This window comes from Pseudoalteromonas sp. NSLLW218, assembly GCF_015864775.1.
In the GTDB taxonomy this organism is placed as follows: Bacteria; Pseudomonadota; Gammaproteobacteria; order Enterobacterales; family Alteromonadaceae; genus Pseudoalteromonas.
The window spans coordinates 165,084-179,313 of sequence record NZ_JADYWO010000002.1 but is presented as its reverse complement, the minus strand read 5'-3'; the positions used below and the strand labels follow the sequence as shown (position 1 = coordinate 179,313).

General features: G+C 41.1%; 10 protein-coding genes. 9 read left to right on the top strand and 1 reads right to left on the bottom strand.

The window, feature by feature from the left end:
- The first annotated feature begins 1 nt into the window (after position 1).
- The 8 genes from I6E80_RS03550 (at position 2) to I6E80_RS03515 (ending at position 12,176) form a co-directional block, all read left to right on the top strand.
- Positions 2-820 (top strand): DUF547 domain-containing protein, encoded by an 819-nt coding sequence (locus tag I6E80_RS03550; protein ID WP_076924242.1) that lies wholly within the window; start codon positions 2-4, stop codon positions 818-820.
- Positions 807-2,141: an ABC transporter substrate-binding protein gene (locus I6E80_RS03545; RefSeq protein WP_197184810.1), complete on the top strand. Its 1,335-nt coding sequence runs from the start codon at positions 807-809 to the stop codon at positions 2,139-2,141. The genes I6E80_RS03550 and I6E80_RS03545 overlap by 14 nt, the downstream gene beginning before the upstream one ends.
- On the top strand, positions 2,138-3,892 hold the full coding sequence (locus I6E80_RS03540; RefSeq protein ID WP_076924244.1) for an ABC transporter permease: 1,755 nt from the start codon (positions 2,138-2,140) through the stop codon (positions 3,890-3,892). Before I6E80_RS03545 ends, I6E80_RS03540 begins: the two co-directional genes overlap by 4 nt.
- 55 nt (positions 3,893-3,947) lie before the next feature.
- Entirely contained in the window at positions 3,948-4,586 is a 639-nt protein-coding gene (locus I6E80_RS03535) for an ATP-binding cassette domain-containing protein (RefSeq protein ID WP_076924245.1), read from the top strand.
- Between the two features lie 44 nt (positions 4,587-4,630).
- A complete protein-coding gene (locus I6E80_RS03530) occupies positions 4,631-5,311 on the top strand; it encodes a CDP-alcohol phosphatidyltransferase family protein (RefSeq protein ID WP_197184809.1) in 681 nt (226 codons plus the stop codon).
- Complete coding sequence (locus tag I6E80_RS03525; RefSeq protein ID WP_197184808.1) at positions 5,304-6,095, top strand: sterol desaturase family protein; 792 nt, start codon at positions 5,304-5,306, stop codon at positions 6,093-6,095. The genes I6E80_RS03530 and I6E80_RS03525 overlap by 8 nt, the downstream gene beginning before the upstream one ends.
- A gap of 421 nt (positions 6,096-6,516) precedes the next feature.
- A complete protein-coding gene (locus I6E80_RS03520; protein WP_197184807.1) occupies positions 6,517-9,177 on the top strand; it encodes a glycoside hydrolase family 16 protein in 2,661 nt (886 codons plus the stop codon).
- A 65-nt stretch (positions 9,178-9,242) separates the two neighbouring features.
- Entirely contained in the window at positions 9,243-12,176 is a 2,934-nt protein-coding gene (locus tag I6E80_RS03515; protein WP_197184806.1) for a TonB-dependent receptor, read from the top strand.
- 242 nt (positions 12,177-12,418) lie between these two features.
- Here I6E80_RS03515 and I6E80_RS03510 read toward each other — a convergent pair whose 3' ends face one another.
- Positions 12,419-13,177, bottom strand: coding sequence for an SDR family NAD(P)-dependent oxidoreductase (locus I6E80_RS03510; RefSeq protein WP_076924250.1), 759 nt, complete (start codon positions 13,175-13,177; stop codon positions 12,419-12,421).
- A 130-nt stretch (positions 13,178-13,307) separates the two neighbouring features.
- Here I6E80_RS03510 and I6E80_RS03505 point away from each other — a divergent pair, with 130 nt between their 5' ends.
- Entirely contained in the window at positions 13,308-14,210 is a 903-nt protein-coding gene (locus I6E80_RS03505) for a LysR family transcriptional regulator (protein ID WP_169060758.1), read from the top strand.
- The last annotated feature ends 20 nt before the right edge of the window (positions 14,211-14,230 follow it).

Sequence of the window (14,230 nt, the reverse complement as noted above, 5' to 3'; positions counted from 1 at the left end):
TATGTTTAAAACACCTCTAAAAGCATTACTACTTGGTTCGGCTTTAGTTGTAACATCGTTTACAACGTCATTTTCGGCCCAAGCCCAAAACATGCACGATAGCTGGAATGCATTGTTAAATAAGCATGTTGTCGCTATTAACCATAATCATAGTACTGAGGTTGATTACGCTGCCATAAAACGCGAGCATGCACAGCTAAAAACGTATTTAGATTCGTTAACGGCTGTAACGCAAAGCGAATTTGACGCATGGGAAAAGCCTAAGCAACTCGCTTTTTTAATCAATGCTTATAATGCGTGGACTGTTGAACTTATATTGACAAAGTACCCAGATCTTAAATCAATTAAAGACTTAGGGAGCTTTTTTAGCTCACCATGGAGTAAAGAGTTTGTGCCATTACTTGGCAAAACTCGCAGCCTTGATGATATTGAGCATGGTTTAATACGTGGCAGCGGTAAATACAACGACCCTCGCATTCACTTTGCGGTAAATTGCGCGAGTATTGGTTGTCCAGCGCTTCGAGAAGAAGCGTATACAGCCACTGATTTAGAAAGCCAATTGCAAGAGCAAACAGTGCGCTTTTTATCAGATATGACACGTAATATGGCTCAAGAAAATACGCTAAGCGTGTCTTCAATATTTAAGTGGTACGGCGATGACTTTGAAAAAGGCTTTAGAGGTGCAAACACGCTACAGCAGTTTTTCTTGCAGTATCCTGATGCCCTTAAACTGATACCCGCTCAGCAAAAAGCACTTAAGAATGATGACATGAAAGTTAAATTTTTAGACTACAACTGGGATTTAAATGTTCGCCATTAAGTTTTGGCAAACACTGACGCGATACAGCTTTTGCTGTGTCGCGTTTTGCGTTTTTGCAATCGTAAATTTAGCTGTTTTTTCGAGCACTGCGTTTGCTAATCCCGCTATTAACTCAAATAGTAAAAGTAATTTAGTAATTAACACACAACAGGGATCTCGCTGGCAACAAGTTCAAACACTTGGTCGCAATCAAGATGTATACTTTTATGCATGGGGCGGCGACGCGCAAATAAATGCCTATATTCAATGGGCAGCGCAGCAAGTTAAAACTAAGTACAACATTAACCTAGTGCATGTAAAATTAAGCGATACCAGCGAAGCAGTAAGCCGTGTACTTGCCGAAAAATCAGCAAACAATAACAACCAAGGCAGCGTAGATTTAATGTGGATCAACGGGGCTAACTTTGCCACCATGAGTGAGCACTCTCTGCTTTTAAAAGAATGGGCTAATAAACTCCCCTACTTTGCATTAACCGATCCGGCTAACAACCCTGCTGTAACCTTTGACTTTGGTTTACCTACCAATGGTATGGAGGCTCCATGGGGGCAAGCGTCACTTACATTTTATTACGACAGCATTGCAATAAATGGTAAGGCAAACAATAAATTGCCTACGACATTAAACGAATTATTAAACTGGAGCGCGCAAAACCCTGGTCGCTTTAGTTACCCAAAGCCGCCTGACTTTTTAGGTATGAGCTTTTTAAAATACGCCTTAGTTTTACTGCATCAGCAAAGCAGCGAAAATATTAAAGCGCAGCTAAACCAACCAGCTACAACTAAAAATACAGCGCAAGTGTTAAACCCACTGTGGGACTTTTTAGATAAATTACACCCAACTCTTTGGCGTGGTGGCACTCATTTTATGCAAAGTGGTGCTCAAATGCGCCGCTTAGTAGACGATACAGAGTTGAGTTTAGCCTTTACTTTTTCAGCACCAGAAGTACCGGCAGCTGTAAAACGCTATGATTTACCAAACAGCATTCGCAGTTACGCAATGAGTGATGGCAGTTTGAGTAATACCCATTTTGTGGCAATCCCTTACAATGCAAGCCACCAGCAAAGTGCGCAATTAGTGGCTAATTTTTTAATGAGCCCTGAGGCACAAGCTGAAAAACAAAAAGCGTATATATGGGGCGATAAAAGCGTACTTATTCAATCAACGTTAACGCCTGATCAGCAAGCCTTATTTAAAACAGCTAAACCGCATCCAAGTGCACTGCCTTTAAACAGTATTAAACGCACATTGAGCGAACCTCATCCAAGCTGGGTAAACGCCATTATGCAAGGTTGGCAAACCCGTTATGGAGTAAGCCAATGAGCGTTATTTCAAAAAGTGTACCAGTAAATACCAAAGCAACAACGCAGTGCAGCACCGATATGTTTACGCGCATTGTAAAATTTAGCCCGCGATTTTTACTCGCTTTACTTATATTACCCGTACTTGGTGGCTTAATTAGCGTATTGCTGCCTGCCTTTGGTTATGCGCCCGTACTTGAGCAAACAACGTTTAGCTTGCAAGGTTTTAATGCCCTTTGGCAAACACCTGGCCTTACCCAAATGGTTACCTTAAGCGTTGCAACAGGCTTAATAAGTACTTTGCTTGCATTTATCATTACCTTAATGATTTTAGCTGCGTTTTTTAACAGCCCGTGGCTTAACCGAATTCAGCGTTTATTGAGCCCTATATTAGTTATACCTCATGCCGCCGCCGCTATTGCGGTGGGGTTTTTAATTGCCCCTTCAGGTATGATTTCACGCTTAGCGTCGCCTTGGTTAAGCGGCTGGGAACTTGCGCCAAACGGCATGTTTCCGCATGATTCGTTCGGTATTAGTATTATTTTAGGCTTAACACTCAAAGAGCTTCCCTTTTTATTATTAATGGCACTGGGCGTACTTGCTCAACCTGAGCTTGGCAAAAAATTACGCCAACAACATAAGGTTGCGCTTAACTTGGGTTATTGCCCAATGACGGCCTTTTTTAAAGTAATACTGCCAAGTCTTTATCCGCTGCTGCGTTTACCCCTTTTAGCCGTGCTTGCCTATGCAAGTGCCAGTGTAGAAATGCCACTCATTTTAGGCCCAAATACACCACCCACGTTGGCCGTTGCAATAATGCATTGGTTTAACGATGTTGATTTAAACCTGCGTATTAAAGCCTCAGCAGGTGCTTTATTACAACTGGCTGTTACAGGCGGGTTGTTAGCCCTTTGGCTTGCCGGAGAAAAAGCCATAAAAGTATTATTTAGCGACTCGCTCACTAATGGGGTGCGTGAATACGGCGGATTTTATTGGCAAAAAATAACGGTCGTACTCACCGCATTAGTAATTAGCTTTATACTATTGTCGCTTATTGGTTTAGTTATGTGGTCGGTTGCAGGTTTTTGGCGCTTTCCAGAGGCAATGCCTGAACAATTTACACTACTGCATTTTAAAAGTGCACTAATGCAAATGGGCAGCCCGCTTTTTAATACGCTAGCAATCGGTTTAGTAACCACGCTATTTGCCATTATTCTTACTTTATTGTGTTTAGAATCAGAGCAGTTGAGTGACAAACCTATTTCTCGTTTTACCAGTTTAATTATTTACTTACCGTTATTAGTGCCCAGTATTGCCTTTTTATTTGGGCTAGTATGGATACAACAATTGGTAAATAACCAAGCCGCATTTTTTAATGTAGTACTTACGCATTTACTATTTGTGTTGCCTTATGTGTTTTTGTCACTTGCGAGCAGCTATAGACGTTTAGACCCTCGTTTTGCTCATGTTGCAGCAAGCTTAGGCGCAGCGCCATGTAAGGTGTTTTTTAAAGTAAAACTACCTCAGTTGTTTGCCCCTATTTTAATTGCAGCCGCACTGGGCTTAGCTATTAGTTTTGGACAATACCTCCCCACGCTTTTAGCTGGCGGCGGGCGTATAGCCACAATAACAACCGAAGCCGTTACGCTTGCCAATGGCGCAAGCAGACGCACCAGTGCCGTGTACGCTATTATGCAAATGGTGTTACCGCTTATTGGATTTATACTGGCATGGGGTTTACCTAAATATTTTTTCAAAAGTGCACGTGTTTAAACGTGCACATATGTAAAGCACCCATGTTTAACACTATCAGGGTTAAGGTTTTTTAATGCAGTCATCGTTACAGATTAAAAATTGTCAGCTTTATCGCCAAAATGAACTGTTACTTAGCTTAAACGAGCAAGTTAATGGCGGTGAAATTCTGACTATTATGGGCCCATCAGGCAGTGGTAAATCAAGCTTATTAAATTGGCTTACGGGTACTTTACCAAGTAGCTTTAAGGCCAATGGAGAGGTGTGGCTTAATGGTCAAAATATCGATAACACCCCTCCACACTTGCGCCATATTGGAGTGCTTTATCAAGACGCTTTATTGTTTTCGCATTTAACTGTTGCTGGTAACATTGCCTTTGCAATGCCCAAAGGCAATAAAAAACAACGCCTTGAAAAAATAGAACACGCACTTGAGAAAGTCGGCCTTAAAGATATGGGTAATCGTCACCCCGACAACCTCTCAGGTGGGCAACAAGCCCGTGTTGCATTATTACGTATGCTGCTGAGCGAACCTAAAGCCATTTTACTTGACGAACCCTTTAGCAAACTCGACACCCAACTGCGTGTTGATACACGCGAACTCGTGTTTAGCCAAATACGCGATCATAAGCTACCTGCAATTATGGTTACTCATGATCATAGCGATGCCGACGCTGCAAATGGCAAACTCATTACTTTAAGTAGCGCACTTTAATACATGACTTTAATGAATAGTTTTAAACGCATAAGGCAACAAACATGCTAGACAAATTTATCACCCCTGTAATTAAGCCACTGTTAACACCTGTGGTTATGCTTATGCATAAACGCGGCATGACCGCCGATCAGCTCACCGTGGTTGGCTTTTTAGTTGGCTTATTGGCCGTGCCATTACTGGCGTTTGAAATGTGGTACGGCGCATTAGTTGCCATTACTTTAAATCGAATTTTAGATGGACTTGATGGCGCATTAGCACGCTATGCAAACCAAAGTTCAAGCGCAGGTGGCTTTTTAGATATCACACTCGACTTTTTATTTTACGCGGCTATTCCCCTTGGCTTTATTTTGGCAAACCCTGAGCAAAACGCGATAGCGGGATCGTTATTACTTGCTACTTTTATTGGTACGGGTTCAAGCTTTTTAGCTTTTGCGATTGCCGCCGAAAAATTTAAACTCGAAAAACCGCAATTTAAATATAAAAGCTTTTACTACTTAAACGGCTTAACCGAAGGCACTGAAACAATAGCGCTATTTATTGCATTTTGTATTTGGCCGCAGCATTTTGCGGTTATGGCGAGCATTTTTGCTATTGCGTGTGGCATAACTATTTTTACCCGTATACATGGCGGTTATCACACACTTAAACAACAAGAAGCCGATGCTAACAAAGCAGCTGAAAACGTGCCTAGCAGTTCAAATTCTGAGGTAATAGATGACTAATGAAGTATGGTGGCGCTTAGGCTTCTTTTTTAGCATTTTAGTTATAATGATGCTGCTTGAAGCGCAAAAACCAGCGCGCAAATCACCAATAAAAAGCAGTACACGTTGGTTTGCTAACTTTGGGTTAGTGTTCGCTTCATCAGTTGTTGCGCGCTTAGTGGCTCCCATTGGGCTAACCGCCGTAGCACTTTACAATCAAGAGCACGGCATAGGCTTATTTAATCAAATAGCTCTACCAAGCAGTTTAATTATTATATTGAGCATACTTTTACTCGATATATTAATTTATTGGCAACATAGGTTATTTCATAACGTGCCTATTTTATGGCGCTTGCACCGTGTACATCACGCCGATGCACACGTAGACACAAGTACAGGGCTGCGCTTTCACCCTATCGAAATTGTACTTAGCATACTTATAAAATTCACTGCAGTAACTGCCCTTGGCGTACCTGCCATTGCAGTACTTATTTTTGAAATAGCACTTAATGGTTTAGCACTATTTAATCATGCAAATATACGCCTACCTAATGCCATTGAAAAACCACTGCGTTTAATTTTAATGACGCAAATATTGCATCGAATTCATCATAGCCAAGTGGTTAGCGAAACTAACTCAAATTATGGTTTTAGTGTAATTTGGTGGGATAAATTATTTGGTAGTTACAAAGGTAAAGCTAAAAAAACCGACGCAGATATAAATATTGGCTTAAAAGAATACCCAAGCCAAAAGCAAAATGCGTCGCTTTTGGGGTTACTTACAATGCCTTTTAAAAACAAGTAAAAACCAGCATATTTTATCTCAGACAATACCAATCCACTTAAAATTGCTTTTATGTAGATTGGTATAAACAAAATACTCCTTAAATACTATAAATATACCTGTAACTAACCTTTTAATTGTTAAGTCCTTTCCTACTTTTTTGACGTAAAAAATATTCCGCTCACGCTCCCATCAAAAAACACAAACAACATAACTAATTGTATAAACTGCAATTTATATACAATCTAAAATTGGTAAACTGGTCTTACCGTAAACTAATTGTAAATAAAATAAACAAATATGTTGACCATTTGCGTACTCCACAATATCATTTGTAAGCGCTTACAAAACACATATCAAAATGTAAGCGCTTACAGCATGAAAAAACAAAGCTCAAAAAACAATTAATCTGACAATAATCTGTTGAAACCGGGGTTCAGTTATGAACATTGAAACAACGCACATTACACGTTTACTTGCCGCTATCTCTTTAGTTACGTTAGCTGGCTGTGGTGGCGACTCTGCCACTAAATCAAATTTTGAAAATGTAGATGCCTCTGAGCCAGTTTCAGATTGGCAAATGGTTTGGAGCGACGAGTTTGAAGGCTCAGCCATTGATACAAACAAATGGAACTATGAATTAAACTGCGATGGCGGTGGTAACAACGAGAAACAGTGTTACACCGACAGCGAGCAAAATGCATTTATTGCAGACGGTGTGTTAAACATTGTTGCCCTACCCGCTGAGGAAGGTGCAGAAAAACCTTACACTTCAGCACGCTTAAATACGCGTTATAACGCCGACTTTACGTATGGCCGTTTTGAAGTGCGCGCCAAACTTCCATCAGGACAAGGTAGCTGGCCAGCATTTTGGATGCTACCAACTGATGAAGTTTACGGCACTTGGCCTCGTTCTGGCGAAATTGATGTTTTAGAATCAGTAAACCTTAAAACACCAGATGAAGACGGCGGTATAGAGTCTAGTATCCACGGCACCCTTCATTACGGACGCGCGTGGCCAGATAACAGCTATACAGGGCAAGAATTTAAATTCCCTGAAGATACTAATCCAGCAGATGACTTCCACACGTATGCTGTTGAATGGCAAGAAGGTGAAATTCGCTGGTACGTAGACGGTTACCTTTATGCAACTCAGCGTCAATCTGAAGTTCGTACTAATGCAAGTGGCGAGGCTGTAGGTCTAAAACATCGTGGCTGGTTTGCAGAATATTTTGAACAAGGTTCTGGCGAGCTTGAAACTCACTGGGATAGCGCACCATTTGATAAAGACTTTCACTTATTGCTAAACCTAGCAGTAGGTGGTGACTGGCCTGAAAACGTAAATGATTTAGGTGTAGATGCTAGCGCATTTGAAAATGGCCAAACCTTTGCTATTGATTACGTACGTGTTTATCAATGTGCATCAAACCCTGAAACAGGTAAAGGCTGTGAAACTATTCGCCCTGGTTACAATAGCCTAGATGATGCTTTGCTTGAAGGCGATGCACCAATTCCTAGCCCACCTTCGACAGGCATTGCAACACCATTAACTATTTTTGGTGAGTCATTTAATCCAAACTGGCCTGCATGGGATTGTTGTGGTGGTTCTACTCCCGCTATTGTTGCAGATGAAACCCAAGGTGATGTAGTTGAATTTGTAGTAGGTGCAGAACCCACAGTAATGGGCTTTATTAGCCGTGAAATTTTTATTACTGACGAAGCAGGAAAAGCTAGCCCATTTGATGCATCTCCAATGCTGGATGAAGGTTACGTTCGCTTTAAAATGAAAGTAACAAGTGCACCAGGCACAGCTGATGCAGCTTGGCTTGTAAAACTTGAAAGTAATGAAGGTTCTAGCGCAGTAGAAATGCCAATTACAGATAGTCTTGAAGGCGTAAGCCCTGTTGTTGGCCAATGGCAAACTTATACATTTTTACTAAAAGATTTAGATGCTGCAGATTTAGATATTAGCGCAATTGATGTGATCATGGTGTTTCCAGCATGGGGCGCAGGTGAAGGCGCTGTTTATTTAATTGACGATGTTGAGATTACTCAAGATAACTTAGGCGTATCACCTGAGCTTACTATTTTTGAAAATGAGCAAAATCTAGCATGGCCAATGTGGGATTGTTGTGGTGGCTCAACCCCAGTTGAAGCCATGGATGATGAAGAACATGGTCTAACCGCAGAATTTAGCATTGGTGCAGAGCCTACTGTAATGGGCTTTAATAGCCGCACATCGTCAGGTGGCGCAGGCGAATCGTTTGATGCTAGTAGCATTTTAGATGAAGGTGTTATTCAATTTGATTTAAAAGTAACCTCAGCGCCTAGCGATCCAGCTACACCGTGGTTGTTTAAAGTTGAGTCAAATGAAGGTGACTCTGCAGTAGAGCTTGAATTAACGGCAAGTGTTGAAGGCGAAGCACCAGTTACTGGCGAGTGGCAAACATATACATTTAAACTCTCTGATCTTGCAGCTGCTGGCTTAGATGTAAGTACTATAGATGTATTAATGATTTTCCCAGCATGGGGTGCAGGTGAAGGCTCTGTTTACCGTGTAGATAACGTTAAAATTTATAATCCAAATGCAGCGCCAGCTGCAACGGGTGAGCTTACTGTATTTAAAGATGCGGCGGCCGAGCAATGGAGTATTTGGGATTGTTGTGGTGGCTCTACACCAACAACAGAAACCGATGATGACGCGCATGGCACAGTAGCGCAATTTAGCATTGGTTCTACTGCTACAGTAATGGGCTTTATAGCTGATGAAGACGTATCGTTTGATGCCTCTGCAATACTTGACAATGGTGTAGTTCAATTTGATATGAAACTAGTCTCTGCGCCTTCAAATATTGATGCTCAGTGGCTATTTAAAATTGAATCAATTGGTACATCAAGCGCAGTAGAGCTTGCTTTATCAAGCAGTGTTGAGGGCCAAGCACCTGTAACGGGCGAATGGCAAACATACACCTTCCCTCTTCAGCAATTGTTTGATGCAGGCTTAGACATTAGCGCATTAAACGTAATTATGGTTTTTCCTAGCTGGGACATGGGCGATGGCGCGCTTTACCGTATAGATAACGTGATTATTGCAAATCCATAAAACACACACCAATGGGCGCTTAGCGCCTATTGCTACACAACAACATTTTATAAAGCAGAGCTATTATGAACACATTCAATTTTAAAAAGAGCCAACTTGCGGCTTCTGTGTCTCTCATCATTGCTGCGAGCACATTAAACACAGCTATCGCTGCAGAAGCAGACATATCAGCAAAGCCTGATGTAGAAATTATTGAAGTAAAAGGTATTCGTGGTTCACTTATTCGTTCTATGGATATGAAACGTGACTCTTCGGGTATTGTAGATGCTATCTCGTCTGAAGAAATGGGTAAATTCCCAGATACAAACTTAGCAGAATCATTACAGCGTATTACCGGTGTATCGGTAAGCCGCGCTAACGGTGAAGGTAGCCAAATTACAGTACGTGGTTTTGGCCCTGAGTTTAACTTGATTACCTTAAATGGCCGCCAAATGCCGGGCACAGGTTATACACGCTCGTATAACCTTGAAAACGTTGCCTCTGAAGGCGTAAGTGCGCTTGAAGTGTTTAAAACAGCTCGTGCAGACGTGCCAAGCGGTGGCTTAGGTGCAACGGTTAATATTTCTACTGCGCGACCTTTTCAAAAGCCAGGTCAAAATTTTTCGGCAACTGTTAAAGCAAACCACGACTCGTCGAACGAAGCTGGCGATGACGTAACACCAGAGTTTTCTACTGTTTACAGCAATACCTTTGTAGATGACACTTTTGGTTTCGGTTTTTCATTTTCGCGCCAAGAGCGTGACTTTCAAAAACAAAGTGCCAATATTCAAGGCTGGCAGGCAAACGTAGATTTACCTGAATTAGATAGCAGCAACGTAGTTGATAACCGCACAGATTCTGCAGGTAACTACTACTTCCCTAAAGACATGAACTACTCTATTGAAGATGTAGAGCGTGAACGTACAAATGGGCAAGTTACTTTTCAATACGCACCGGTCGATGGCTTTGTAGCAACACTTGATTACACAGCAAGTAAAGCTGTAACTGGCTCTCAAAGCATTGGTTGGGGTATTTGGAACGACTTTGGTAGCAATATAAATGGCTACGAACTAGATGAAAATGGTACTGCAGTATATGCAGACATTAGCGGTAATGACGCGTCATTCACAGCTAATAAAGGCACTACAGAAGTAAAAGCCCGCTCTCTTGGTTTAAACCTAGATTGGGAAATTAGCGACACGTGGCACGTAGAGCTTGATTACCACGACTCTAAAAACGAAACCGATAACGGCGCCGACAACGGGCTGGGAAGTGCAGGCCAAGTAATTTTAGGTTCTGATCAGCTAGCTAATAAAATTTATGATTACCGCACGGGCGAAGTACCCACTGCACAAGTTAATTGGTTAAATGGCACAAGTGAATTAACACCTGGCGAAATTGATTCAAACTTTAGTCAGTTTACTCACTCACCGGGTGAATCAAACATTGAACAATTACAGCTACACACAACATGGTATAACGAAAGTTATGACATTGGTTTAGTTAAAGTTAAATTTGGCGCATCACGTACAGAACAAAACACAGGTGGTTACACCGCGTGGAGTGGTTTAGTAGGTGGCCCAGGTTTTAACCCATCATATACAGAAATATTCCCAGACGGCATGTTTACCCGTAATGATACATCAGGCCTTTTAGATCAGTTTGATGGCGGCGGCAGTGACTTACAACCTGGTTACTACTATACCTATGACTTTGACGAAGCTGTTGCACGCCAAATTGCTTATTTAACGGCAGATGTAACAGGTGGCGATGCATATGCCGCTAATGCATACGCAGACGGAATAGATAGCGAGAGCTACGTAGAAGAAATCACTAATAGCTTTTATGTTCAATCAAGCTGGGAGTTTGACGTAAGTAACTACTACGTAAAAGTAAATGCAGGCCTACGCTATGAGCAAACAGACGTAACCAGTACTGTACGTCAACGCGTTGAAGATCAAGTTAACTGGATCAGCGCTTCAGAGTGGATCATGCAATACGCTGCTGGCGGCGATGATAACTTCTTAGAGCAACAAGGTGATTACGATGTTTTACTGCCTTCAATCGACGTAAGTGTTGATTTAACTGAAGACGTAGTAGCCCGCGTATCTTGGGGTAAAACAATGTCGCGTGCACCACTAGGTAATTTAGCCGGTGGCCGTAGTTTAACAGGCAGCCCAAAACCGGGTTCTCGTACAGGTAGCCAAGGTAATACAAACTTATTGCCATTTGAATCAACAAACCTTGATTTATCACTTGAGTATTACTACGCAGAAGGCAGCTACGCATCTGTTGGTTACTTTAAAAAAGACGTTGATAACTTTATTCAAACCACCATTACGCAAACCACTATTGATGGCTTGCACGATATTTTAAACGGCCCTCGTTACTTACAAGCCGTAAGCGATATTGAATCACGTGGTGAACAAGCAACAACCGACGCTATTTTTGCACAAATGATTGCCAGCGGTTACGGCAATGCAAATGGCGTTATTGAACCAAACAGCGACGATCCGCTAATTACATGGAATATTAGCCAACCGCAAAACACCGACAGTAAATCGGTAGATGGTTTTGAAGTTGCAGTACAGCACTTAATTGGTGAAAGCGGTTTTGGTGTTGGTGTTAACGCAACATTTGTAGATGGCGACGTTGAATTTGATAGCGAAAGCCTTGATCAACAAGCACCGCTTACAGGCTTAAGTGACTCAGCTAACTTCCAAGGCTTTTACGAAAAAGACGGCCTATCAGTTAAAATTACTTATGCATGGCGCGACTCGTACCTAATTGGTGTTGGCCAAGCGCAAGGTTCAGCTGATGCGCCTCCGCAATATGCTAAAGCGTATGGCCAATGGGATATGAGCGTTAACTACGATGTAAACGAAAACGTAACGGTATTTTTTGATGGCATAAACTTAAATAATGCCACCGAAGAGGGTTACGGACGTTACGAAGAGCAATTCTTATTTGCTAATCAATACGGTCCACGTTACTCAATTGGTGCCCGTTACACGTTCTAACTAAATTTCCTTTAGTAAAAAATGCAAAAAACCGCTCACTGAGCGGTTTTTTATTGTCTAAAGTTATAATTTTTTAATAAATGGTACCAATCTGTTTATATAGGATCTATTTAACGTTAAGAAAATTACGCTAGAACTAGACAAAAATTTTTGTACCTAGTTGTTCTAAATAAAAATTTCAGCGACGTTATAGTGCAATTTAATTCACTAAATTGCTCAAAGATTCATGCCGGTTGGTATGATTACATATACATACCGCCCGATACCTCAAGTCGTTGGCCTGTCATCCAACGGTTTTCGTCCGCTAATAAGTTAGCAATCATAGGCCCTATATCGTCTGTTACACCAACTCTGCCCATTGCCGTTTGTGATGTAATAAACGCATTTACTTCATCGTTATCACGAACGACGCCATTACCAAAGTCGGTTTCAATTGCACCAGGGGCTACAACATTTACCGCAATATTTTTAGGTGCAAGTTCTTGAGCTAAATACCTTGTCATTACTTCTATTGCACCTTTGGTCATTGCATAAGTAATATGACCGGGTAATGAAAAACGCGTTAAACCACTTGATAAATTAATAATACGACCACCGTTTTTTATAAAGGGTAACAACGTTTGGGTAACAAAAAATACTCCCCTTAAGTTAATATTTACTAACGTATCAAAAGTTGATTCACTTGTGTCTGCAAAACTGCTAGTAAGCCCCACCCCTGCATTATTAATTAAGTAATCAAACTCACTTTGTTGCCAATGAGTCTGCAGGACATTTTGTAGTTGCTGTGCAAAATCCTCAAAGCCGAGCATATCACTTACATCTAATTGCAATGCAACCGCTTTAGAGCCTAGATCCTGTACTTGCTTTACAACCTCTTTTGCTTCTTTTTCATGACTACGGTAAGTAAAAATGCAATCGATACTTTGCTTTGCAAGGCAAAGCACCGTGCTTTTACCAAGCCCACGATTACCACCGGTGATCACTGCAATTCGTTTGTTCATTGTTATATCCTGTTGAAAATAAAAGCGGGGAATTAAATAACTTCCAAGCCAGTATATTTTTTCAAGCAACAAAGATAAACAGGCTGAAAAGAGTTACACTGTTCAAAATAAACGAACAATAAACGGTATTATGAAAGACCTAAACGCAATACGTATTTTTATTAAAGTAGCGCAACTCAGTAGTTTTTCTAAAGCAGCAACAAGCTTAAATCTTCCTAAGTCAAGTGTATCGCAAGCAGTAACCATGCTCGAAAGTACATTAAATACGCGTTTATTACACCGTACTACACGCACTGTAAATATGACTTCAGACGGTGAGCTATTTTATCAACGTGCACTGGGAATTATCAGTGACGCTGACGATTTAAAAAATTTATTTGTAACTGAGGATAAAGGTTTAACAGGCAGAATACGTGTAGATATGCCACAAGCTGTTAGTCGAGATACCATAATTCCAAACTTAAGTTCGTTTTTAAAAATGCACCCAAATCTTGAAATAGAACTTGGCAGCTCCGATAGACGAGTAGATGTCATTAAAGAAGGATTTGATTGCGTAGTAAGAGTGGGCGAACTTACCGACTCATCGTTAATTGCTCGGCGATTAGGAAGCTTTAAAGTTTTAAATTGCGTAAGCCGTTATTATGTAAAAAATCATGGTTTACCTAAAACTCTAAAAGATTTAAAAAATCATTACATTGTTCGCTACAGTCAAACACTTGGTATCCCTGATCCGGGTTTCGAATATTTAGATAGCAATAATCAATTGCAATCAATGACGATGAAAAGCCAGCTTACTGTTAACTCCTCAGAGGCATATTTAAGCGCCGCACTAAATGGCTTTGGGCTTATTCAAACCCCTATTCATGGTATTAGTAAACATTTGGAATCTGCCGAACTTGTCCAAGTTTTGCCTCAATACGCTATGCCCGACCTACCAATCAATATTTTATACCCGAATAGGCGTCACTTACCTAAACGAGTAAGTGCATTTATGCTTTGGCTTGAAGAACAATTGAGTGTATTTACAAAGTAATAACCTAGTTGCTCGCTTGA

Bases quoted from the DNA above. Each gene is read 5' to 3' on its own strand.
- I6E80_RS03530 (WP_197184809.1), top strand. From the start codon at position 4,631: ATGCTAGACAAATTTATCACCCCTGTAATTAAGCCACTGTTAACACCT.
- I6E80_RS03515 (WP_197184806.1), top strand. From the start codon at position 9,243: ATGAACACATTCAATTTTAAAAAGAGCCAACTTGCGGCTTCTGTGTCT.
- I6E80_RS03510 (WP_076924250.1), bottom strand. From the start codon at position 13,177: ATGAACAAACGAATTGCAGTGATCACCGGTGGTAATCGTGGGCTTGGT.
- I6E80_RS03505 (WP_169060758.1), top strand. From the start codon at position 13,308: ATGAAAGACCTAAACGCAATACGTATTTTTATTAAAGTAGCGCAACTC.
- I6E80_RS03535 (WP_076924245.1), top strand. From the start codon at position 3,948: ATGCAGTCATCGTTACAGATTAAAAATTGTCAGCTTTATCGCCAAAAT.
- I6E80_RS03545 (WP_197184810.1), top strand. From the start codon at position 807: ATGTTCGCCATTAAGTTTTGGCAAACACTGACGCGATACAGCTTTTGC.
- I6E80_RS03550 (WP_076924242.1), top strand. From the start codon at position 2: ATGTTTAAAACACCTCTAAAAGCATTACTACTTGGTTCGGCTTTAGTT.
- I6E80_RS03540 (WP_076924244.1), top strand. From the start codon at position 2,138: ATGAGCGTTATTTCAAAAAGTGTACCAGTAAATACCAAAGCAACAACG.
- I6E80_RS03525 (WP_197184808.1), top strand. From the start codon at position 5,304: ATGACTAATGAAGTATGGTGGCGCTTAGGCTTCTTTTTTAGCATTTTA.
- I6E80_RS03520 (WP_197184807.1), top strand. From the start codon at position 6,517: ATGAACATTGAAACAACGCACATTACACGTTTACTTGCCGCTATCTCT.